Annotated in this window: 19 protein-coding genes; 15 read left to right on the top strand and 4 right to left on the bottom strand. The window is 60.8% G+C overall.

Annotation, left to right across the window (positions count from 1 at the left end; genetic code table 11):
- Nucleotides 1-25: 25 nt before the first annotated feature.
- From plsX to ffh, 6 genes are all read left to right on the top strand, one after another.
- The gene (gene plsX / locus AAAX59_RS03280) at nucleotides 26-1045 is read left to right on the top strand and encodes a phosphate acyltransferase PlsX (RefSeq protein ID WP_349070549.1); all 1020 of its coding nucleotides are present in this window, start codon (nucleotides 26-28) and stop codon (nucleotides 1043-1045) included.
- 124 nt (nucleotides 1046-1169) lie between these two features.
- Entirely contained in the window at nucleotides 1170-1412 is a 243-nt protein-coding gene (locus AAAX59_RS03275) for an acyl carrier protein (protein WP_006234023.1), read from the top strand.
- Between the two features lie 3 nt (nucleotides 1413-1415).
- The gene (rnc, locus tag AAAX59_RS03270; protein ID WP_195363930.1) at nucleotides 1416-2141 is read left to right on the top strand and encodes a ribonuclease III; all 726 of its coding nucleotides are present in this window, start codon (nucleotides 1416-1418) and stop codon (nucleotides 2139-2141) included.
- Between the two features lie 10 nt (nucleotides 2142-2151).
- Complete coding sequence (smc, locus tag AAAX59_RS03265; RefSeq protein ID WP_349070548.1) at nucleotides 2152-5688, top strand: chromosome segregation protein SMC; 3537 nt, start codon at nucleotides 2152-2154, stop codon at nucleotides 5686-5688.
- Nucleotides 5688-6605 carry a signal recognition particle-docking protein FtsY gene (ftsY, locus tag AAAX59_RS03260; RefSeq protein WP_055286404.1) on the top strand — a complete coding sequence of 306 codons (918 nt, stop codon included), beginning with the start codon at nucleotides 5688-5690 and terminating at the stop codon, nucleotides 6603-6605. Before smc ends, ftsY begins: the two co-directional genes overlap by 1 nt.
- 10 nt (nucleotides 6606-6615) lie before the next feature.
- Complete coding sequence (ffh, locus tag AAAX59_RS03255) at nucleotides 6616-8091, top strand: signal recognition particle protein (RefSeq protein WP_117637757.1); 1476 nt, start codon at nucleotides 6616-6618, stop codon at nucleotides 8089-8091.
- Nucleotides 8092-8208: 117 nt separating this feature from the next.
- Here ffh and AAAX59_RS03250 read toward each other — a convergent pair whose 3' ends face one another.
- Nucleotides 8209-8973: a NifB/NifX family molybdenum-iron cluster-binding protein gene (locus AAAX59_RS03250; protein WP_349070546.1), complete on the bottom strand. Its 765-nt coding sequence runs from the start codon at nucleotides 8971-8973 to the stop codon at nucleotides 8209-8211.
- A gap of 218 nt (nucleotides 8974-9191) precedes the next feature.
- On the opposite strand from AAAX59_RS03250, the gene thyA reads away from it, so the two are divergent.
- The 4 genes from thyA (at nucleotide 9192) to AAAX59_RS03230 (ending at nucleotide 13066) form a co-directional block, all read left to right on the top strand.
- Nucleotides 9192-10040, top strand: a complete 849-nt coding sequence (gene thyA / locus AAAX59_RS03245) for a thymidylate synthase (RefSeq protein ID WP_349070545.1) — start codon at nucleotides 9192-9194, stop codon at nucleotides 10038-10040.
- Between the two features lie 9 nt (nucleotides 10041-10049).
- Complete coding sequence (locus AAAX59_RS03240) at nucleotides 10050-10568, top strand: dihydrofolate reductase (RefSeq protein WP_349070542.1); 519 nt, start codon at nucleotides 10050-10052, stop codon at nucleotides 10566-10568.
- Between the two features lie 108 nt (nucleotides 10569-10676).
- Nucleotides 10677-11591 (top strand): RNA methyltransferase, encoded by a 915-nt coding sequence (locus tag AAAX59_RS03235; protein ID WP_349070540.1) that lies wholly within the window; start codon nucleotides 10677-10679, stop codon nucleotides 11589-11591.
- A gap of 125 nt (nucleotides 11592-11716) precedes the next feature.
- Nucleotides 11717-13066 carry an MATE family efflux transporter gene (locus tag AAAX59_RS03230; RefSeq protein WP_349070538.1) on the top strand — a complete coding sequence of 450 codons (1350 nt, stop codon included), beginning with the start codon at nucleotides 11717-11719 and terminating at the stop codon, nucleotides 13064-13066.
- A gap of 129 nt (nucleotides 13067-13195) precedes the next feature.
- Here AAAX59_RS03230 and AAAX59_RS03225 read toward each other — a convergent pair whose 3' ends face one another.
- Nucleotides 13196-13315, bottom strand: a complete 120-nt coding sequence (locus AAAX59_RS03225) for a cob(I)yrinic acid a,c-diamide adenosyltransferase (protein ID WP_271733428.1) — start codon at nucleotides 13313-13315, stop codon at nucleotides 13196-13198.
- A gap of 29 nt (nucleotides 13316-13344) precedes the next feature.
- Complete coding sequence (locus AAAX59_RS03220; RefSeq protein ID WP_148331513.1) at nucleotides 13345-13413, bottom strand: cob(I)yrinic acid a,c-diamide adenosyltransferase; 69 nt, start codon at nucleotides 13411-13413, stop codon at nucleotides 13345-13347.
- Nucleotides 13414-13535: 122 nt separating this feature from the next.
- On the opposite strand from AAAX59_RS03220, the gene ftsH reads away from it, so the two are divergent.
- Entirely contained in the window at nucleotides 13536-15428 is a 1893-nt protein-coding gene (gene ftsH, locus AAAX59_RS03215) for an ATP-dependent zinc metalloprotease FtsH (RefSeq protein ID WP_171021520.1), read from the top strand.
- 81 nt (nucleotides 15429-15509) lie between these two features.
- The gene (locus tag AAAX59_RS03210; RefSeq protein WP_138112401.1) at nucleotides 15510-15965 is read left to right on the top strand and encodes a DUF523 domain-containing protein; all 456 of its coding nucleotides are present in this window, start codon (nucleotides 15510-15512) and stop codon (nucleotides 15963-15965) included.
- Nucleotides 15966-16013: 48 nt separating this feature from the next.
- Here the strand turns inward: AAAX59_RS03210 and AAAX59_RS03205 are convergent, their stop codons facing one another.
- A complete protein-coding gene (locus AAAX59_RS03205) occupies nucleotides 16014-17096 on the bottom strand; it encodes an iron-containing alcohol dehydrogenase family protein (protein ID WP_349070536.1) in 1083 nt (360 codons plus the stop codon).
- Between the two features lie 486 nt (nucleotides 17097-17582).
- On the opposite strand from AAAX59_RS03205, the gene ileS reads away from it, so the two are divergent.
- The 3 genes from ileS to AAAX59_RS03190 all read left to right on the top strand — a co-directional run bounded on the left by ileS (nucleotide 17583) and on the right by AAAX59_RS03190 (nucleotide 22218).
- Nucleotides 17583-20384 (top strand): isoleucine--tRNA ligase, encoded by a 2802-nt coding sequence (gene ileS, locus AAAX59_RS03200; RefSeq protein ID WP_349070535.1) that lies wholly within the window; start codon nucleotides 17583-17585, stop codon nucleotides 20382-20384.
- A 281-nt stretch (nucleotides 20385-20665) separates the two neighbouring features.
- The gene (gene lspA, locus AAAX59_RS03195; RefSeq protein ID WP_349070534.1) at nucleotides 20666-21205 is read left to right on the top strand and encodes a signal peptidase II; all 540 of its coding nucleotides are present in this window, start codon (nucleotides 20666-20668) and stop codon (nucleotides 21203-21205) included.
- Nucleotides 21205-22218, top strand: coding sequence for an RluA family pseudouridine synthase (locus tag AAAX59_RS03190; protein ID WP_349070531.1), 1014 nt, complete (start codon nucleotides 21205-21207; stop codon nucleotides 22216-22218). Before lspA ends, AAAX59_RS03190 begins: the two co-directional genes overlap by 1 nt.
- The last annotated feature ends 41 nt before the right edge of the window (nucleotides 22219-22259 follow it).

Genomic DNA, 22259 nt, shown 5'->3' with positions numbered 1-22259 from the left:
CCATTTTTGTATAAGGAGCATGTATATGAGTAACGTTCGCGTTTGTGTAGACGTTGTGGGCGGAGACGAGAAACCTCAGGTCGTTCTCGATGGTATCGAGGCTGCGCTTGCCGCCGATCCCGATATCGAGGTCTTGGCAGCTGGCCCCGCCGAAATCGTCAATCCCTTTGCAGCTTCCCACGCACGTGTTGAGGCCCTTGAGGCGCCCGACGTTATCGCCATGGATGACGATCCCATTCGCGCCGTGATGACCAAGCGTAAGTCGTCGATCGTGCTTTCTTGCCGCGCCATTAAGAAGGGCAACGCGGATGCGTTCTTCTCTGCCGGCTCCACCGGCGCCATGACGGCCGCTGCCACAGCCTACGTGACGCCGTTTAGGTATCAGGCCGAAGGCAAGAAGCAGCCGGTGCGCCCCTGTCTGACCAATGCGCTGCCCAATCGCGCCGGCGGTCTGACGGTGTTGTGCGACATGGGTGCCAACCCTGATGTCGAGGTTGACGATATGGTGCGTTTTGCTCAGATGGGTAGCGCCTATGCCCGCGTCGTCCTGGGTATCGAGCATCCCCGCGTGGGCCTGCTTGCCAACGGCACCGAGGACGAGAAGGGCTCCAACTTTACCAAGGCCTGCTTCCCGGCCATGAAAGCCGCCGTTCCCGGCTTTGTTGGTAACTGCGAGGGAACGGACATCACCTCGGGTAACTTCGATGTCATCGTTGCCGATGGCATGTCGGGCAATATTGCGCTCAAGGCCACCGAGGGCGCTGCCAAGTTTTTGCTGCGGGAGCTCAAGGGTGTCTTTATGTCTTCGCTCGGCACCAAGATTGCCGCGCTGCTCATCAAAAAGCAGATGCGCGAGATTAAGGCCAAGCTCTCTGGCGACGCCAAGGGCGGCGCGATTCTTCTGGGCCTGCGCGGCGTGGTCCTGATCGGCCATGGCGCCACCTCAGTCGAGGCTGTCAAAAACGGTACGCTCGCGGCGGCCGAAGCCGTGCGCGCCGGGCTGGTCGAGAATGTCGCCAACTCTATGGACGGTATCGTTTTATAAGAGCGAGTTAGGGCGCTGTTATGTGCTTCGCGGCGCACGTCGTGGGGTAGAATCAGAACCGTGTCTTGGTACCGCCCGGGCGGTACCATTCTTTTGGTATTCATGCACTATGAGAGGAAGCGCTATGGACCGCTCCGAAATCTTCGACAAGATCGCCGAGGTCGCTGCTGACGTTCTGGGCGTCGATGTTGCCGAAATTAGCGATGAGACCACCTTTGACGACCTCGATGCCAACTCGCTCGAGCGCCTGCAGCTGGTTACGGCTATCGAGGACGAGTTCAACCTCGAGATCGATGACGAGACTCTGCTCTCGCTCAACTCTGTCGCCGACGCCGTCGACGCTATCGAAGCTGCCAAGGAGGCCTAAGTCTTGGCTTTATCCGAACGACTTACGCGCGCCCAGGAGATTCTGGGCCATGAGTTCAATGACAAGGTGCTGCTGCGCGCGGCCCTTACGCATCCCTCGGCAGTCGAGGGCCAGCCGGTTTCTGCCAGCTATGAGCGCCTTGAGTTCTTGGGCGATTCCATTTTGGGTGCTGTGGTCGCACGCTCCCTGTTTGAGTCCTATCCGGAGTTTGACGAGGGCAAGCTCACGCGCCTGAAGGTGTCGCTTGTCTCGGGCGCTACGCTATCCGAGGTTTCTCACGAGCTGGGCATCGACGACATCATCATCTTTGGTGCCTCCGAGACCGGTACCGGTGCGCGCGGCCTGCATTCGGCGCTCGAGAACGTCTATGAGTCGCTCGTGGGCGCACTGTACCTGGATGCCGGCTGGGACGTTGCGGCGGAGTTTATCCATCGTACGCTTAAGCCGCATTTGGCTTCCGAGCGCGCCGAGCATCCCGCGAACCCCAAGTCGTTTTTGCAGGAGTGCGTGCAAGCCGACGGTCACGAGCCCCCGGCGTATAAGCTCGTTGGCTCCGAGGGCCCGGCGCATGCGCCCACCTTTACCGCCGTGGTGTTGATCGATGGTATTCGTCAGGGTCGCGGCTCCGGCTCCTCAAAGAAGGAAGCCGAGGGAGCCGCCGCGCTCGAAGCGCTCGACCGCATGGGTTACACCACCAACGGCGTGATTCTGAATAAGAAGCACGTGTAAGCGAGGAACCGTGTATCTCAAGTCCCTCACGCTCAAAGGGTTCAAGTCGTTTGCCGACCGCGCCCATATGACGTTTGAGCCGGGCCTGACCGTCATCGTCGGTCCCAACGGCTCGGGAAAATCGAACATCTCCGACTCCATCCTGTGGGTCCTGGGCGAGCAGAGCGCCAAGCAGTTGCGCGGCCAGGCCATGGAGGATGTCATCTTCTCGGGCTCGTCAGCGCGCAAGCCGGTGGGTGTCGCCGAGGTCACACTGGTGCTCGATAACTCGGACCATATGTTGCCCGTCGATTTTGACGAGGTCGCTATCACTCGTCGCATGTATCGCTCGGACGAAAGCGAGTACCTCATCAACTCGAGTCCGTGCCGCCTGATGGACATTCAGGACATCCTGCACGATTCGGGCCTGGGTAAGGATACGCATTCCATTATTAGCCAGGGCAAGCTCGACGCCATTTTGCAGAGCCGCCCCGAGGAGCGCCGCGCCCTCATCGAGGAGGCCGCCGGCATCTCCAAGCACAAGCGCCGCAAAGAGCGTGCGCTCAAAAAGATTAAGTCGATGGACGAGCACCTGACGCGTGCCCGCGACATCAATAAGGAAATCGCCCGTCAGCTGCGACCGCTGGAGCGTCAGGTCGATCGCGCGCGCAAGTACAAAGAGCTGTCCTCGCGCGCGAATGAGCTTACGCAGATGCTGGCCGTTGACGAGCTGCGTTCGCTGCAGTCGCAGTGGAACGACCTGGAGAGCCGCTCCAAAGAGGGCGCGGCCGAGCTTGAGCTTGCGCAGTACCGCTTGGGCGAAAAGGAGCGCGAGCTCGAGAAGCTCCAGGTTATGCTCGAGGAAAAGGGCCTGTTTGTGGGCGATCTGGGCGAGCAGCGCCGCCATATGCAAGATGTGGTCGGCCGCATTAACTCCGACATGCGCCTGCTCGAGGAAAAAGGCCACAACATGGTGTCGCGCCTGTCTGACATGCGCGGTCAGATCTCGAGCTCCGAGCATCAGCGTCGTCGCGTGGTCGAGGAGCTCGAGGACGCACGTGCGCAGCTTGAGGAAGTGACCGGCGCGCATATGCAGGCCCAGGAGGACGTTGACGCCGCCGGTCCTGCCGCCGCCGAGCTCCACGAGCGCCGCGTGGCGCTCGATAATCAGATTTCGCAGCTCACGCGCGAGCAGCGCGATGTGCAGCGTGTAGCCGATAACGCCGCGCTCGAGCTCGCCAAGGTGAAGGACTCGCTGAGCAATGCCGAGGTCGAGGATAACATGTATGCCTCGCGCCTGGAGCAGATTGACGAGCAGCTCGAGGAGGTCACGACCTCGCTCGAGAGCCGTCGCGACCGCGCCGAGGAGCTTGAGGGCGCTCTTGAGGAAGCGCGCCAGGCTCAGGTCGATGCGCGTGAGGCCGCCGAGGCGGCACGCGCGGCCCTGAAGGACCTGCGTGCCCGCGAGAGTGAGGCGCGCAACAAGCTGTCCGAGGTGCGCTCGGAGCTTGCCAGCCAAAAGAAGCTTGATGCCCGCATGGCCGACAGCTCGCCGCTCGTGAGCCGTCTGGTGGGTGCGCTGGGCGACGATGTCTTGGGTCGTCTGGGCGACGTGCTGGAGGCCCCGCGCGAGCTTGAGGGCCTGGTTGAGCAATTGCTCGCCGGCGATATCGATGCGCTGCTGTTTGATGATGCCGCCACGCTTGAGCGTGCCGGTCGTGCGGCTCTGGACCAAAAGAAGGCCTCGGGCGAAGCACTGCTGGTGGCGCGCGGCGTGAGCGGCTCTACCGCCGCTGAGGGCGCTGCCGGTACCCGCCTGGTTGATCGTCTGTCCGTGCGCGCAGGCTACGGACCCGTCGTCGAGGCGCTGCTCGGCGGCTATTACGTCGTTGACGATCTTGCTGCCGCGCTGTCGGCGCCGGTCGTTGAAGGCGTGACTTACGTGACCCCCGATGGCGCCCGCGTCGCCTGCGGCGGCCTGGTGCGCGTGGGGCTTGATGCCGGCGAGGCTTCGGGTGCCTTGGAGTGCAAGCGCCGCATCCGTGAGCTCGAGGGCCTGGAACCCGATCTGGCTGCCATCTTTGAGCATGCTTCGGACCAAGTCGTTGAGGCCAACGCTGCCGTCGAGGAGGCCCGTGCCGCCGAGGGCGATGCCGCCGGTGAGATCGCCCGTCTTGAGGGTGAGCGCCGCTCGCTGCTTTCCGAGATCGGCCGCTTGGAGCAAAGCGTCAACAATGCCGAGGTCGAGCGCGTGCGCATCTCCAAGCGCCGCGAGCAGGCCTCCGAAGCCGTTCGCGCTGCGCGCCCGCGGGTTGATGAGCTCACCCGTTCGCGTGACGAGGCCCGTGCGCAGGCAAGCGATCTGGGCTTGCAGATTGCCGAGGCCAACGACGAACTCGACCGCGTTCGCCGTGACGATTCCGAGGCTGCCGGCAAGCTCGCCGACGCCAAGGTTCGCCTAGCCCAGACGAGTGAACGCCTGCGTTCGCTGAAGGGCCGCGTGCCCGACCTGGAGCATCGTCTTGAGGGCATCGACCGTCGTATCCGCGGAACACGCCAGGCTTCGCGCTCGCTCGAGCTGCTGCGCCTGCGCGTCGATCCCATGCACGAACGCTATTCTGCCCTGTTGGAACGCGCGTCGGATTGGGCAGCGCGCCTGCGTGACCAGGCCTCTCTGGAGGAGGCGGACTCTGCTTCGCTCAAGAAGACCATCGAGGATGCCAAGGCAGAGGTTGCCCGCGCTAAGGAGCGAGTCGATACCGCCTCCGCCACGCAAAACGAGTTCAAGGTCGCGCGTGGCAAGCTCGAGGTGCAGGTAGAGGCCGCCATTAAGGCCATTACCGCCGATGGCACGACGGTGCTCGAGGAAGCGCTCATGCTTCCGGCGCCCAAAGACCGCGATGCCGCCGAGCGCGAACTCAACCAGCTTGTGCGCCAGATCAACAACCTTGGTCCCGTTAACCAAGTTGCCATGGAGGAGTACGAGCAGCTCAAGCGCCGCGTCGACTACATCGAGGAGCAGCTGGCCGATCTGGAGAGCGCGCGCAAGGCGCTCACCAAGATCACGGTGGCCATTGATCGCAAGATGCGGAAGGCCTTCCTGGTGACGTTTGAGAAGGTCGACGCGAACTTCCGCGAGATCTTCGCTATGCTCTTCCCGGGCGGCCAGGCTCATCTGGAGATGACCGATCCCGAGCATCCTGCCGAGACGGGTATCGAGGTCGTGGCGCAGCCGCGCGGCAAGCGCATCACCAAGATGATGCTCATGTCGGGCGGCGAGAAGAGTCTGACGGCGCTCGCCCTGCTCTTTGCTGTGTATCGCACGCGCACGGTGCCGTTCTATGTGCTGGACGAGGTCGAGGCGGCGCTCGATGACGCCAACCTGTCCAAGCTCATCGGCGCGCTCGATGTGTTGCGTTCCGATACGCAGCTCTTGGTTATCTCGCATCAGCGCCGTACTATGGAGGACGCTGACGTCCTCTATGGCGTCTCGATGCAAGCCGACGGCGTCAGTCGCGTCGTCTCGCAAAAACTCGATCGCGAAACCGGAAAGGTCGTGAATGCATAATGGGATTCTTCGATGCTCTCTCGCGCGGACTTGAGCGCAGCCGCGAGGCCCTCAACGAGGTCTTCTACTTTGGCGGCGAGGTCGACGAGGATTTTTGGGAGGACCTGGAGGACACCCTCGTCATGGGTGACATGGGCGCCGAGGTCGCCATAAAGGTCTCCGATGACCTGCGTGATGCCGCGGCTAAGAAGAACCTCAAGACCGCCCCGCAACTCCGTCGCGCCCTGGCCGAGCAGCTTGAGCAGCACTTTGTGCCCATCGAGCGCGATCCGTTCTCCGATACGCCGAGCTGCGTGCTGTTTGTGGGCATCAACGGTGCCGGCAAGACCACGACGGTCGGTAAGATCGCGAGCGCCATGGCTGCCCGCGGCAAGAACGTGGTGATCGGTTCGGCCGACACCTTCCGCGCCGCCGCCATCGAGCAGCTTGATGTGTGGGGCCAGCGCGCCGGCGTTCCCGTCATCAAGCGCGATCGCGGCTCCGACCCGGCAAGTGTTTGCTACGACGTGCTCGACGAGGCCGATAAGCGCGGCAGCGACCTGGTGCTCATCGATACCGCCGGCCGTCTGCACACGAGCCCTGAGCTCATGCGCGAGCTTGCCAAGGTTGTCAATGTGACCCGTAAGCGCGCCGCCAATATGGCCGCCGGTCCCATGCCGGTTTCGGTCGTGCTTGTGATCGACGCCGCGACGGGCCAAAACGGTCTGAACCAGGCGCTCGAGTTTAACGAGGCGCTGGGCCTGGACGGTATTATCATGACAAAGCTCGACGGCACGGCAAAGGGCGGTATCGCCATGGCCGTGGCCGAGAAGCTCAAGCTTCCCATCCTGCGCATCGGCGTGGGCGAGCAGGTCGATGACCTGCAGGAGTTTAATGCCAAAGATTTCTGCCGCGCCCTGGTGGGCGAGTCCAACTAAGGAGTGACTAGTGTTTGATTCTCTGAGCGATCGCCTCAACGACACATTTGACCGCCTGCGCGGCAAGGGTAAACTGACCGAGGCCGATATCACCTCTGCCATGCGCGACATTCGCATGGCGTTGCTCGAGGCCGACGTCAACTTTAAGGTCGTCAAGGAGTTTGTCGCCAAGACCAAGGAGCGCTGCATGACCGCCGAGGTCATGGAGTCGCTGTCGCCGGCGCAAAACGTCGTCAAGATCGTGCTCGACGAGCTTACCGAGATGCTCGGTTCCACCGAGAGCAAGCTCGTCTTTAGCAACCGCATCCCCAATGTCATCATGCTCGTGGGCCTGCAGGGCTCCGGTAAGACTACGGCAGCCGTAAAGCTGGCTTATCTGCTCAAGAAGCAGGGTCGCTCGCCGCTGCTCGCCGCGTGCGACGTCTACCGCCCCGCCGCTGCCGACCAGCTGGCCACGCTTGGCGGCGAGATCGGCGTGCCGGTCTTCCGCGGTGACGGCGCGCACCCGGTCGATATCGCCAAGGGCGCCATCCAGGAGGCCGTTGACCACCTGCGCGACGTGGTCATCGTCGATACCGCCGGTCGCCTGCAGATCGACGAGCAGATGATGCAGGAGGCCGTGGACATCAAGAAGGCCGTCAAGCCCGATCAGGTGCTGATGGTCGTCGATGCCATGACCGGCCAGGATATTGTCAACGTGGTCTCGACCTTCGCCGAGCGCACCGACTTTGACGGCGTGATCATCTCCAAGCTCGACGGCGATGCCCGCGGCGGCGGCGCGCTTTCCGTGCGCCAGGTGACCGGTAAGCCCATCAAGTTCGTGAGCATGGGCGAGAAACCCGATTCGTTGGAGCCGTTCTATCCCGATCGTATGGCCAAGCGCATTCTGGGCATGGGCGATGTTGTCGGCATCATCGAGAAGGCCCAGGAGGCAGCCGACGCCGAGCAGCTCGAGGCTGCCGAGCGTATGCTGCGCGAGGGTTTTACCATGAACGACATGCTCGACCAGATGAAGGCCGTCAAGAAGATGGGCGGCATGAAGGGCATTCTGGGCATGCTTCCCGGTGGTCAGCGCGCGCTCAACCAGATGGGCGGCAACCTGGACGAGGGCATCTTTGACAAGAACGAGGCCATCATCATGTCGATGACCAAGGAGGAGCGCCTGCGTCCCTCTATTATCAACGGACAGCGTCGCGCGCGTATCGCCAAGGGCGCCGGCGTGACCCCCACCGAGGTCAATAGCCTTATGAAGCAGTGGGGCGAGATGAACAAGATGATGGGCCGCATGCGCACGATGGCCAATCAGGCGCAGGCCGGCGGCAAGAAGGGCAAAAAGGGCAAGAAGGGCAAAAAGATGCGCATGCCCAATATCCCCGGTCTGGACGCTATGGGTCTGGGCGGCATGGGTGGCCTGGGTACGGGCGGTCCCAAGTCAGATATGGAGCTGCTGCGCCAGATGGAAGCGCAGATGCGCAATAAGAAGTAACGGCTTGATTGAGTCGTGTATGGCGAAGGCCGCCTGGATGGTATTCCAGGCGGCCTTCGCCGTTTGTTCGCTGGTTGTCGCACGCGTGGAAGCGCGTTCTCGACGAGGTGCTTGCCGCTAGTGGCATCCGCAGCCTTCGTGCCCGTCATGGTCGTGGTGACCGTGGCAGCCGCAGGACTCGCCATGCTCGTGGATGTGCTCGTGATCATGTCCATGGCAGTCGCAGGTGGCCTCGCCGTTCTGTGCGAGCGTGCCGGCAATGAGGGCCTCGACGCAGGCATCGCAGCTGCCCTGGGCGCCCGCATAGACCGTGATGCCGGCTTGGGCAAGCGCGTTGATAGCGCCGCCGCCGATACCGCCGCAAATGAGCGTGTCAACGCCACCGTTGGCAAGCAGGCCCGCCAAGGCGCCGTGGCCGGTGCCGCCGGTGCCTACGACCTGCTCGTTGAGCACCTTGCCATCCTGGATGTCGTAGATCTTGAACTGCTCGCTGCGGCCAAAGTGCATAAAGATGTTGCCGTTGTCGTACGTCGTTGCCACCCTCATGGTGCCGACCTCCTTTGCTGGCCATGCGGCCGTCGTCGTGGCGATGGGGGAGTACGCGATATTGCCGCCCTCGATGACGAGCGCTCGTCCGTTGACCAGCGCGTTTGCCACCTTGCGATGCGCGCGACTGCTGATTGCCGCCACCGTGGCGCGGGCGATGCCCATGTGCAGGGCGACGGCCTCCTGATTGAGGCCCTCCAGATCGCACAGGCGCAGCACCTCAAGCTCGTCGACGGTCATGTCGATGGCATCACCGCTGGCCAGGCCATCGGGGGTAAAGCCGCGGTATTCGGGGATGATCCCGACGCGGCGCAGTTTTTCGCGTCTTCCTGCCATGCACACTCCTTATCTGACATATGTCAACAATAGGATAACGCGTTAGTCGTTGGGCGCAAGGCATTTCTGTCATATGTCAGAAAAAGGCTAAGATGCCTCGTTGCCGCATGCGGAGCCGCGCTGCCGTGCATTGCGTGTGCCGGACTAAGTGTCCAATTCGACACTCGCGCGCCTGGGCTACAATAAATCTCGCTTATAGGCGACTGACAGGAGGGTCAATGAGCAAAGCTGATCAGCAGTTTGTAACCATGTGCCGCGATATCTTGGACCATGGCACCACCACCGAGGGCCAAAAGGTCCGTCCGGTGTGGGAGGACGGCACCCCTGCCTATACCATTAAAAACTTTGGTGTCACGGCGCGCTATGATCTGCGCGAGGAGTTCCCCGCGCTCACCCTGCGTCGTACGGCGCTTAAGTCTGCCATGGACGAGATTCTGTGGATCTATCAAAAGAAGTCCAATAACGTGCATGATCTCAACAGCCATATCTGGGATGAGTGGGCCGATGAGACCGGTTCCATCGGTAAAGCCTACGGCTATCAGATTGGTCAGAAGAGCCATTACGTCGAGGGCGACTTCGACCAGATGGACCGTGTGCTGTACGACCTTAAGCACACGCCGTATAGTCGCCGCATTATTACCAATACGTACGTGTTTAGCGATCTGTCCGAGATGCACCTTTATCCGTGCGCCTATAGCGTGACCTATAACGTGACGCAGCGTCCTCAGGACGACAAGCCGACGCTCAACATGATTCTCAACCAGCGCAGCCAGGACATTTTGGCCGCGAACAACTGGAACGTGTGCCAGTACGCCATTTTGCTGATGATGGTCGCGCAGTCGGTCGATATGATTCCCGGTGAGCTGCTGCACGTGATCGCCGACGCCCATATCTATGATCGTCATGTCGATATCGTCCGCGAGCTTATCGAGCGTCCGCAGTTTGCGGCACCCAAGGTAACGCTCAACCCCGATGTGCATGACTTCTATGCGTTTACGACCGATGACCTGATCGTCGAGGGCTATGAGCACGGCCCGCAGGTCAAGAACATTCCCATTGCGGTGTAGGTGGTGCTCATGACGTGTAAGCTATCTGCTATCGTCGCCGTGTGTGACGATTGGGGCATTGGGTGCGAGGGCGACATGGTGGTGTCCAATCGCGCCGATATGCGCCATTTTGTGGCCTGCACCAAGGGCTGCCCGGTTATCATGGGACGCAAGACGCTGCTGAGTTTTCCCGGCGGACGACCGCTCAAGAATCGCCGCAATATCGTGCTCACCCGCGACGAGAGCTTTGCTGCCGAGGGCGTCGACGTGGTGCATAGCATCGACGAAGCGCTCGCCGCGGTAGCCGATGAACCCGTTGCGTGGGTGATTGGCGGCGGCGAGGTATATCGACAGTTTTTGCCGTATTGCGTGGAGGCCGAGGTTACGCATGACCATTGCGTGCATGACGTGGACACGTACTTTCCCGACTTGGATGCCGATCCCGCGTGGGAGATTGCGCGGCGTGGCGGTGTTGCCACGATTGCCGCGGGCGAGGGTGACGAGGGTCTCGATTATGAGTTCGTGACGTATCGTCGCGTTGAGGCGTAAATCGTCTGGCGTGAACGGTATCATCGGGTTATTTGAATGCATGGGGCGGCGCTTAGCGTCGCCTCGTTTGGTATAGATGTGCTGTAAAGAAAGGTGCGGGCTGGCTCTATGACTGATGCCGTTGAGGTGCTGCGAATCGATTCGCTCGAGGACGAGCGGCTCGATGCCTACGTGCGACTGACCGAGCGCGAGCTGCGTTGCGTGCTGGAGCCACAGAAGGGCATCTTTATTGCGGAGAGCGCCAAGGTTATCGAGCGTGCGGTGCGTGCTGGATACGAGCCGGTGAGTTTTCTTTTGGGCGAGCGCTGGCTCGACCAGATGATGCCGCTGTTTGACCAGCTTGTCGTGCGCGAGGGAGCGGGTCCGGTTCCCGTGTTCGTGGCCTCCATGGAGCTCATGGAGCAGTTGACGGGCTTTAACGTGACGCGCGGCGCGCTGGCGGCGTTCCGTCGCCCGCGTCAGATTCCGGTTGATGAGTTCTTGGGCGGCGTCGTCGAGGCGGCGGGGGGTCGTCCGGTGCGCGTGTGCGTGCTTGAGGGTATTGTTGATCACACCAATGTTGGCGCGATTTTCCGCTCGGCTGCCGCATTGAACGTTGACGGTATTTTGGTCAGCCCGACGTGCTGCGACCCGCTGTACCGTCGCTCGGCCCGCGTGAGCATGGGCACCGTGTTTCAGGTGCCGTGGACGCGCATTGGCAGCGAGGCTCGTGTGTGGCCGCATGATGGTCTGAGCGCGTTGCACGATGCCGGTTTTTCGTGTGCCGCTATGGCGTTGACGGACGATTCCGTATCGCTGGACGATCCCGTGCTGCAGGAGATTGATCGCTTGGCAATCTTTATGGGTACCGAGGGTGCCGGCTTGGGCGCCAAGACCATTGCCGGCTGTGACCACGCGGTGCGCATTCCGATGGCGCACGGGGTCGATTCGCTTAACGTGGCCGCGGCGAGCGCCGTCGCCTTTTGGCAGCTGTGCCCGCACGTGAGCAATGAGTATCACTACCAGCCGGGTTTGTATCACTAGGCAGATATTTCGCACCTGGCTCTGATTCGGGGTGTTTCGGTCGACGCCAGTCGGTGCTAAGCTGATATTGGCTTTGGTCTTAAATTGCCGTTTTGTTGTTTAACATACGTTGGCGGGGAGGGCGTGTGGCTAAGAAATCTACGGCTATCGATGTAACGCAGGGTGTCATTTGGCAACAGCTGCTGTCGCTGTGCGTCCCCATCTTCTTTAGTTCGTTTTTTCAACAGGCTTACACGCTTATCGGTACGTATATCGTCGGTCAGTTTGGCGGCAAGCTCGCGCTGGGTGGCATTCAAGCCACGATGGTGCTCACCGAGCTCTGCATTGGCTTTTGCGTTGGCGTCGGCGCCGGCTGCGCGGTCATTACCGGTCAGTATTTTGGCCAGCACGATGATGAACGACTGAGTCGTTCGGTTCATACGGCCATGACGCTCGCGCTGGTGGGCGGTATCGTCTTCTCCATTCTCGGCATAGTGTTCGTTGAGCCCATGCTGGTGCTTATGAACACGCCGCATGAACTATTGGCCGAGGGTGTGGCCTATGCTCGCTGTTATTTTGCCGCGATGGTTGCGGCACTGCTGCTGAATATGGGAACCGCACTGCTGCGTGCCGTGGGCGACACGCGCGGGCCCGCCGTGATCATTGCCTCTGGCTGCCTTGTTAACGTGGTGCTGGATATCATCTTTGTCGCTGTGTTGCATATGGAGGCGCTGGGCTGCGGCATCGCAGTGGCGCTGACCATTTGCTCCAATGCAACGATGATCGTGTTGCGCATGATTCGCGCTCCGGGTGCATGGCGTCTTTCGCTGTCTAAGCTCGGTATCGATCGCGGTATTTGCAAGAGTATGATCTCGTGTGGTCTGCCACTCGGTTTTCAATCGGCTGCCTATTCGATCTCGAACGTGCTGATCCAGGTGTCGGTTAATTCGTTTGGCGCCGATGTCACGACTGCTTGGGGTCTATCTGGGCGCCTGGATGGCATTATCTGGATGGTGACCGAGGCGCTCGGCGTATCGATCACTACGTTCTCGGCGCAGAACTTTGGCGCGCGCAACTACGAGCGCATGCGCAAGGGCTACCATACGTCGCTCGTGCTGTCGTTTATGCTCATTGGTGGCCTGTCTGCCGTGCTGCTGGTGTTCTCGGGCCCGCTGTCGCGTTTGTTTGTCGACGATGCTTCGATTTCGGCGTACACCACGACCATCCTCCATTTCATTGCGCCGTTCTATGCGATTTTCTCGATTATCGAGAACGCCTCGGGTTCCATCCGCGGCGCCGGCGTGAGTCTGCAGCCTATGATGCTCACCATCTTTGGCACCGTCGTACTCAGAGTGATTTGGGTGTTTGCGATCATGCCCTTCGATCCGTCGCTCGAGCATCTACTGCTGGTCTACCCCGTAACCTGGCTCATCACCGCAACCATGTTCACCATCTACCACCACAGCGGCAACTGGCTAGGTCGCGCCACCGCCTAGCTCATCCGTCGGATACCCCTGATAAGTTGCGGTGAAATAGTTCCTGAAAAGCCCTTGCGGACCGTCAAACAAGTACTATTCCACCGCAACTTCCTTATGAGCTGTAGGTGTTGGCGGAAAACGAATCAATTAGTATTCGATGCCTTGGCGGGCTAGGAGGCCTTCGTCGAAGTAGTGTTTGATGGGACGCATTTCGGTGACTAAGTCCGCGAGGTCGGCCAACGGCAGCAGCCCGCGGCCGGTGAGCACGAGCTCCGTGGTGGCGGGCTTTATCGCAATCAGTTCCTCGACATCCTCTCGCGCCCCAAAGCAGCCGTCGTCTTGCCCTTGCCGTCGCCTGTATAGATTTGAACCTTGCCGACTTACAGTGATGCCATCTCTGTCCTTTCGTGCCCGGCGTCGGTTTATCGTCGCTCGGGTTGGGTATTCTAGAAACCATTATCAACCCCAGTAGATGGAGTTCAAGCAGATGGAGATGGATGACAACAAGCGTAGACGGAATATGATCCTCTACGTGCTCATCGCCTTCGTCGTCTACCTCGTGCTCTCGACCGTTCTGTTCCCCAACATCGGTCACACGCAGCAGATTACGAAGACCGATTACTCGACGTTTGTCAAAGCGCTCGATAAAAAGAGCGTCGACAAGGTCGAGTACAACACGGACGATTACTCGATTTATTACACCAAGAAGGGCGAGGACGAGAACATCGCCTACAAGACGACCGGTGTGCCGAATGACGCGGGCTTTACCGATCGCGTGCTTGAGTCTGGCGCTTCGCTGGAGTCGGTCGTTCCCGATAAAAACTCGGGTTTGATGACCTACTACCTGCTCACACTCATTCTTCCCATGGCGATTTTCTTCCTTATCGGTTGGTGGCTCAACCGCCGCATGAAGAAGGCTATGGGCGATGACGGCCCGTCGATGAACTTTGGCGGCGGCGGTTTTGGCGGCGGCGGACTGGGTAAGTCCGGCGCGCGCGTGATCGCCTCCAAGGACGTGGGCGTGACCTTTAAGGACGTCGCCGGTCAGGAAGAGGCCAAGGAGTCTCTCAAGGAGGTCGTCGACTTTCTGGAGAAGCCGCAGCGCTACGAGGAGATCGGCGCCAAGCTGCCGCGTGGTGCTCTCCTTGTTGGCCCTCCGGGTACCGGTAAGACCCTGCTTGCCAAGGCTGTTGCCGGCGAGGCCGGTGTTCCGTTCTTTAGCATTTCGGGCTCTGAGTTCGTTGAGATGTTTGTCGGTCGCGGCGCTGCTAAGGTTCGTGACCTGTTTAAGCAGGCCAAGGAAAAGGCACCGTGTATCGTCTTTATCGATGAGATCGATACCATCGGTAAGAAGCGCGATGGCGGCGGCTTTAGCGGCAACGACGAGCGCGAGCAGACGCTCAATCAGTTGCTGACCGAGATGGATGGCTTCGATAACCACAAGGGTATCGTTGTCCTTGCTGCCACCAACCGCCCCGACAGTCTCGATCCCGCTCTACTGCGCCCCGGTCGTTTTGACCGCCGCATCCCCGTCGAGCTGCCCGATCTGACCGGCCGCAAGAACATCCTCGAGCTGCATGCCAAGAGCGTGAAGACCGAACCGCCGATCGACCTGACCGCGATTGCCCGCGCCACGCCCGGTGCCTCGGGCGCCGACCTGGCCAATATCATCAACGAGGGAGCCCTGCGCGCCGTTCGCGAGGGTCGCAAGCGTGCAACCCAGGACGACTTCGAGGAGTCGGTGGAGGTCGTCATTGCCGGCCAACAGCGTAAGTCCACGGTGCTGTCCGACCACGAGAAGCAGGTCGTTTCTTATCACGAGATCGGCCATGCCATCGTTGCCGCTCGCCAGAAGGGCTCTGCGCCGGTCACGAAGATCACCATCGTGCCGCGCACGAGCGGTGCTCTTGGTTATACCATGCAGGTCGAGGAGGACGAGCGCTTCCTGACGACGCGCCAGGAGGTCTTGGACAAGCTCGCTGTCTATTGCGGTGGCCGCGCAGCCGAGGAGCTCATCTTTGGAGAGATGACGACCGGCGCCGCCAACGACATCGAGCAGGCCACCAAGCTCGCCCGTAATATGGTGACGCGCTTTGGTATGTCCGACGAGTTTGGCATGATGGCGCTCGGTACCGTGCAGAACGCGTATCTCAATCAGGACACGTCGCTCACCTGCGCCCCCGGTACGGCCGAGCGCGTGGACGCGATTGTCGCCAAGCTGATCGAGGATGCGCACGACCGCGCTTTGCAGATTCTGAAGGAGAACAAGTTTAAGCTCCACGAGCTGGCTCGTTATCTGTATAAGAAGGAGACCATCACGGGCGAGGAGTTCATGAACCTCCTCACGCGCGAGAATCCGCTGATGCCCAAGCAGCAGTAAAGCCGCGGCCGAGCCAGTAAACGCCGACGCCCCATTTGAGCAGCTTTCTCAAATGGGGCGTTTTGCTTGAGAGGGATGGAAATGAAGATCGTGGTGAGCGCCTGCTTGATGGGCGAGAGCTGCAAGTATAACGGGCTCGACAACTACCATCGCGAGTTGGTCGAGGCCTGCGAGCGTACAGGGACCGAGGTCCTCTTGGTGTGCCCTGAGGTCTTTGGGGGCCTGCCCACGCCGCGCAAGCCGTCCGAGATTGTGAACGGAGAGGTTCGTACCTGCGAGGGCATATCGGTCGATCGCGAATTTCGCCTGGGTGCCCAACGAGCGCTCGATATGTGCGAGCAGGCGGGCGGGCCGGAAGAGATCGCCGCGTGCATCCTGCAGGACCGTAGTCCCTCGTGCGGCGCGGGTCGCATCTACGACGGAACATTCAGCGGCACCCTTACGGCGGGCAACGGCGTCTTCGTTGATTTACTGCTCCGCCACGGTTATCGCGTGATCCCGGCTAGCGAGTTCGACCCCAGCATGCTGGAGCAATAAAAAACCACCACAAAGGTGCTGCTCCCTTGTGGTGGTTTTGGGTTAGAACTAGAGGGTGTGGCCGTAGGCGTTTGCGGCCTTGATGGCGGCGGCGAACTTTTCGTCGGTGAAGGGCTCGGGGTTGCCCTGCTTCCACTCGTTGGTGGCGTGCGCGTACTCGCACAGGGCCGGGATATCGGACTCGGAAAGCCCGACCTGCTCAAGCGTCACGGGCAGGCCCATCTGCTTGTTAAAGGCCGCGTAGCGCTCAAGGTTCTCGGTATCGCCCGTATAGGCGAACAGCACGAGCACGCCCACGCTCACGACTTCGCCGTGCAGGTAGGTGCCCTCGCGCGGAATGCTGCATGTGGCGTTGTAGAATGCGTGCGCCACGCTCGAGTTGTAGTAGTAATCGTTCTGGTTCGTCAGGTTCGAGACATAGCCCGTATTGACCACGATATCGAGTGCGATTTGCTTGACGGCCTCGCTCGACAGGTCCTGGCGCACGTCCTCAAGACCCTGGACGCCATAGGTAAACAGCGGCTCGGAGCAGGTGTGGGCAAGCGCCAGGCCAAGACCGGCGGTGTGCTCCAAATTACCGGCGCTCGTTGCGTACTCGACCTCGGGCTGCTTGGACAGGGCATCGCCCACGCCGGCCCAGAAGTACTCCGCCGGAGCCTCGGCGATGATCTTGGGATTGATGAAGATGTGCGCGGGGCGGTTGGGGTACGAATAGCCCTCGAGCGAGCCATCGTCGTTGTACACGACGGCAATGGCGGTCGCGGCCGAGCAGTTAGAACAGATCGTCGGGACGGTGAAGACGATCTTCTTGAGCTCGATGGCTGCGGTCTTCACGGTGTCGAGCGCCTTGCCGCCGCCGCATGCGATGAGCACGTCGGCTTCCTGGCAGGCAGGGGAGTTCACGACCTTGGCGATATTGGCACGCGTACTGTTGGTGCCATAGACGCGCGTCTCCAGGACCTCGACATCGGTACCTTCAAGTGCCGCCTCGATTCCCGGCAGCGCCGCAGCCAGGGCTCGCTTGCCGCCAATGATGGCGACCTTGGTCGCTCCGTACTCGGCCAGTGCGGCGGGCAGCTCGGTAAAGCAATCCTCGCCAACGGTATAATCACTCATTCCAATCGTGCGCATGGCAACCTTCTTTCTTTCGATAAAGTGCTTTCAGGTATTTTGCTCCTAGAGAAGGTCCACAGCCGCGAGAAATTTCGAACGTATAAAACCAGTGTTGAGGGTTTTTCGCCGGCGCGGAACGTGCTAGCATACTCCGCATAAGCGTTGATGGGGACGAGTAGTCGGCCGTCCGCATGTTACAGAGAGCGGGGAGCGCTGAGAACCCGTGCATGCGACCGATGAAAATCACCCCGGAGCTGCGGTCCCAACGGACGCGTCGCACAGGCTCGTCCTAGTAGATATCGCCGAGATGGTCGTCGATACAGGCCAGCCGAGTAACGGATGCGAGCGCGCGAATACGCGGGCGAGGGCATCTAAGCTGGGTGGTTAAACGAAGAGCTTTTGCGGGCGTACAGTCCGTTTTGTGGCGCTTCGTCCCAGCTTGTAGGGACGGGCGCTTTTTTGGTGCCCAGCGGGCGTGCGCGCCCATGACAAGAAAGGGGTACCGTGGCAAACGAGTACAAGCAGACGATGAATCTGCCCAAGACCGGTTTTCCCATGCGTGCCGGTCTTTCCAAGTCCGAGCCCAAGCGACTCAAGGACTGGCAGGACAACAAGGTCTACGAGCAGGTTCTGAAGAAGAACGAGGGTCACAAGAAGTTCGTGCTGCACGATGGCCCTCCGTACGCCAACGGCCCGATCCACATCGGCCACGCCATGAACAAGATCTCCAAGGACATGATCAACCGTTACTGGATGATGCAGGGCTATGAGGTTCCATATGTCCCCGGTTGGGATTGCCATGGCCAGCCGATCGAGCATAAGGTCGAGGAGAAGCTCGGCACCGAGAAGTTCAACCAGACCTCCACGGCTAAGATCCGTGAGCTCTGCAACGAGTTCGCTGTCGAGAACATCGAGCTGCAGAAGGCGGGCTTCCGCCGCCTGGGCGTGCTCGGCGACTGGGACAACCCCTATCTGACGCTCTATCACCAGCATGACGCCGCCGACATCGAGGTCTTCAAGGCCATGTTCGACAAGGGCATGATCTATCGCGGCCACAAGCCGGTTCACTGGTGCAAGCACTGCCACACCGCGCTGGCCGAGGCCGAGATCGAGTACTCCGACGAGACGAGCCCGTCCATCTTCGTGCGCTTTGAGATGACCTCCAAGCCCGCCGGCCTCGAGAACTTCGACGGCCCGGTCGACTTTATCATCTGGACGACCACGCCGTGGACCATCCCCTCCGACCAGGCAGTTTCCCTCAAGCCCGGTGCTGCCTACGTCGCTGTTGAGCACGACGGCCGTGCCGAGGTCATGCTCGAGGACCTGGCTCCCAAGTGCTGCGAGGAGTTTGGCTGGGAGTACACCCCGGTTGTGGTCGACGGCAAGCCCTATGTGGTTCCCGCCGAGACCTTCCATCACATTCACTATAAGCAGCCGATCTTTGACGGTGTCGAGGGCGTTGCGCTGTTGGCCGATTACGTCGGTGTCGATGACGGTACCGGTATCGTCCACAACTCGCCCGGTCACGGCGTCGACGACTACTTCGCCTGCCTCAAGGAGGGCATCACCGACATTTGCATGCCGGTCGATGACGACGGCAAGTTCTACACCGGCGAGGAGTTTGGCACCGGCGGCCCCTTCAGCGGCATGGATACCGACGAGGCCAACCCGCACATCATCGAGTTCCTGCGCGAGCGCGGCACCCTGGTCCTCGAGAAGAAGATCACGCACAGCTATCCGCACTGCTGGCGCTGCAAGCACCCGGTGCTCTTCCGTGCTACCGACCAGTGGTTCGTCTCGATGGACAAGACCGGTCTGCGCGAGCAGGCTGGCAAAGAGGTCCGCGAGAACGTCAAGTGGTATCCTGCTCACGCCGCCAACCGCATCGGCGCCATGGTCGAGCAGCGTCCCGACTGGTGCATCAGCCGTCAGCGCAACTGGGGCGTGCCTATCCCCAGCTACACTTGCGCCGACTGCGGCGAGAAGGTCATGAACGACGCCACACTCGACGCCGTCATCAAGCTCTTCCACGAGAAGGGCTCCGACGCCTGGTTCACCGACGCTCCCGAGAGTTACCTGGGCGAGGCTTGCGTTTGCCCCAAGTGTGGCGGCCATCACCTCAAGGCTGATAAGGACATTCTCGACGTGTGGTGGGACTCCGGCGTGTCCTGGAAGGCCGTCTGCGAGTATCGACCCGAGCTTGAGTACCCGGCTGACGTGTATCTCGAGGGCTCCGACCAGCATCGCGGTTGGTTCCAGAGCTCGCTGCTCACCTCGGTGGGTGCCAACGGCCATGCTCCGTACAAGGCGGTCGTCTCGCAGGGCTTCACGCTCGATGGCCAGGGCCGCAAGATGTCCAAGTCGCTCGGCAACGTCATCGACCCCAACAAGGTCTGCGACGAGATGGGCGCTGACATCATCCGTCTGTGGGTTGCCTCCGTCGACACCAGCTCCGACGTCTCCATCGACCATGAGATTCTCGCTCGTACGTCCGATGCCTACCGTCGTTTCCGCAACACGCTGCGCTTCCTGCTCTCCGAGCTCGAGGGCCAGTTTGAGCCCGAGACCGACGGCGTCGCCTTTGCCGACCTGCTGCCGCTCGACAAGCTCATGGTTGCCCGTCTGACCCAGGTCCAGGCCGAGGTCGACGACGCCTACGCCAGCTACGAGTTCCCGCGCGCCTACCGTGCGCTTTACGACTTCGTGGTTACCGAGCTTTCCAACGTGTACCTCGACGCCCTGAAGGACCGCCTGTACTGCGACAAGCCCGGCTCGCTCGAGCGCCGCAGCGCCCAGACCGTGCTTGCCGAGCTCTTCTCGATGCTCATGCGCGACCTGCAGCCGATCCTGTCCTACACGGTCGACGAGGCCATGGCCTATGCGCCCGCCGGCTGCGTCGATCACCAGAAGTACGCCGCGCTGCTCGATTGGTACAAGTCGCCCATCACGGTCGACGAGGCCAATGAGTTCGAGGGTGTGCTCGAGGCTTCGCTCGAGCTCCGTAGCGCTGTGACCAAGGCCCTTGAGGATGCCCGCTCCGCCGGCACCTTCACTAAGAGTCAGCAGGTCCGCGTCAAGGCGGTCGTTCCCGCCGAGATGTACGCGCTGCTGACCGGCGACAAGGCCGTCGACCTGGCCGAGTTCTACATCGTCTCCGATGTTGAGCTGACCCAGGGCGAGGAACTCTCCGTTGCCATTGAAGCTGCCGAGGGCGAGTGCTGCGACCGTTGCTGGAACTACCGCACCACCGTCGGCGAGTACAACGGCCATGCTCACATCTGCGAGAGGTGTGCGAATGCCCTTTAAGGCACGGTAACTCGGCATTTTAGTTATAGGGAGAATTTGGACGCCTTCGGCCCATTTGCTCCGATGAATAATAGCGGCATTCTGTTTTTCGGAATGCCGCTTTCTTTTTATGCTGGTTATTTCGCTTTCGTTGGCGAATATGCCGTGCGTTTTGTGTTTGTCACTATAAGATGATTACTTGCATTTAACGTAATTCAAGCTTTTGAGGATAGGGGATTTCTTTGGGTCGTGGTGCGGATATGACGCCGCCTTTGCGTTGGCGGTTGGGTGTTGCTGGTGGGGTGGCACTCGTTGTGCTGCTTGTTGACCAGCTGACCAAGCTTGCGGTTCGTGCTGTGGGCGATGCTCTGCATGTGACCGTCATCCCCGGCGTGATCGACTTCCTGTTTGTCCGCAATATCGGCGCTGCCTTTAGCATGGGCGAGGGGCATGGCATCGCGTTTGCCGTGCTGGCGCTGGCGGTCATTGTCGCTATTGCCGTGTACCTCGTTCGTGCACCCCAGCTCGCCCATCTTGAGGTTGTGGGTATGGCGATGGTTGCGGGCGGTGCTATCGGCAACGCTATCGATCGTTTGGCCTTTGGCTTCGTGACCGATTTTGTTGCCACCACCTTCATCGACTTCCCCGTCTTCAATGTGGCCGATATCGGCATTACCTTGGGCGTCGTTCTCGCCCTCTTCGGCTATATGTTCTTGAGCCCCGCGGCCCGTGAGGTCGATGCGACCGCCGAGCTTAACGCCCGTGACGAGGCCCGCGCCAAGCGCAAAGCCAAGCAGCGTGGGGGGCGTGCCCGAAAGATTCGCGAAAGGAATGAGCGCTAATGGCCGACATCCATATTCTTGTTGCCGACGATGCCGCCGGTCAGCGTCTTGACGCCTATCTGGGCGCCAATGACGGCTGCCCCACGCGTTCTGCCTGCGCGCATCTGATCGAGGGAGGCGCCGTTGCCGTCAACGGTGAGACTTGTCTCTCTAAAAAGTACGCCGTACGCGCCGGCGATCGCATCTCGGTCGACTTGCCCGAGCCGCACGACCCGACCGACGTGATTCCCGAGGCCATTCCCCTCGATATCCGCTACGAGGACGACTACCTTATTGTGCTCTCCAAGCAGCGGGGCCTGGTGTGCCATCCCGCCCATGGCCACGAGAGCGGCACCCTTGCGAACGCTCTGGTCTACCACTGCGGCATCGATCATATTGGTACTGTGCAGGGTGAGGACCGCCCCGGCATTGTGCATCGCCTGGATCGCGATACCTCGGGCCTTATGCTCGCGGCAAAAGACGACGACACCCAGCGCGCGCTTCAGAATCTCATCCGCACGCGCACGCTCGACCGTCGCTATATCACGCTCGTTCACGGGCACATTGCCATGGACGAGGGCACTATCAACACCGGTATTGCCCGTTCCACGCGCGACCGCGTGAAGATGGCGGTTTCGGATGACCCCTTTGCCCGTCAGGCCATTACGACCTTTAAGGTCCTCGAGCGCTTTGATTCCACGCGTTTTGACGACGGCTATACGCTCGTTGAGTGCCACCTGTTTACGGGCCGCACACATCAGATTCGCGTGCATATGCGCCATATCAACCACGCCTGCGTGGGCGATCCGCTCTACGGCAAGTGCGATGCGCGTGCCGATCAGGGCCTGACCAGGCAGTTCCTGCATTCTTGGCGCGTTGCGTTCGATCATCCCGTAACGGGGAAGCGCATTGAGTGCCGTGACGAGTTGCCGTGGGATCTCGCTGCGGTTCTCGACGATCTGGCTCCGCGCTCGCTCGGTCGCACGGCCGTTGGAGATGAAATCGTTCCGCAGCTCGGTCTTCTCGAAGCCTAGCCAGTATTAGGTGGTTTCTTGAACTCGGTAAGCCTGCGGTA

This window comes from Collinsella sp. CLA-ER-H2 (genome assembly GCF_040092405.1).
Classification (GTDB): Bacteria; Actinomycetota; Coriobacteriia; order Coriobacteriales; family Coriobacteriaceae; genus Collinsella.
This window is presented reverse-complemented; position numbering and strand designations above follow the sequence as displayed.

What these genes read in the sequence shown, in the direction of transcription:
- thyA (WP_349070545.1), top strand. Translation starts at nt 9,192, where the DNA reads ATGAGCAAAGCTGATCAGCAGTTTGTAACCATGTGCCGCGATATCTTG.
- AAAX59_RS03210 (WP_138112401.1), top strand. Translation starts at nt 15,510, where the DNA reads ATGAAGATCGTGGTGAGCGCCTGCTTGATGGGCGAGAGCTGCAAGTAT.
- AAAX59_RS03205 (WP_349070536.1), bottom strand. Translation starts at nt 17,096, where the DNA reads ATGCGCACGATTGGAATGAGTGATTATACCGTTGGCGAGGATTGCTTT.
- AAAX59_RS03190 (WP_349070531.1), top strand. Translation starts at nt 21,205, where the DNA reads ATGGCCGACATCCATATTCTTGTTGCCGACGATGCCGCCGGTCAGCGT.
- AAAX59_RS03240 (WP_349070542.1), top strand. Translation starts at nt 10,050, where the DNA reads ATGACGTGTAAGCTATCTGCTATCGTCGCCGTGTGTGACGATTGGGGC.
- AAAX59_RS03275 (WP_006234023.1), top strand. Translation starts at nt 1,170, where the DNA reads ATGGACCGCTCCGAAATCTTCGACAAGATCGCCGAGGTCGCTGCTGAC.
- AAAX59_RS03235 (WP_349070540.1), top strand. Translation starts at nt 10,677, where the DNA reads ATGACTGATGCCGTTGAGGTGCTGCGAATCGATTCGCTCGAGGACGAG.
- AAAX59_RS03250 (WP_349070546.1), bottom strand. Translation starts at nt 8,973, where the DNA reads ATGGCAGGAAGACGCGAAAAACTGCGCCGCGTCGGGATCATCCCCGAA.
- ftsH (WP_171021520.1), top strand. Translation starts at nt 13,536, where the DNA reads ATGGAGATGGATGACAACAAGCGTAGACGGAATATGATCCTCTACGTG.
- ftsY (WP_055286404.1), top strand. Translation starts at nt 5,688, where the DNA reads ATGGGATTCTTCGATGCTCTCTCGCGCGGACTTGAGCGCAGCCGCGAG.
- plsX (WP_349070549.1), top strand. Translation starts at nt 26, where the DNA reads ATGAGTAACGTTCGCGTTTGTGTAGACGTTGTGGGCGGAGACGAGAAA.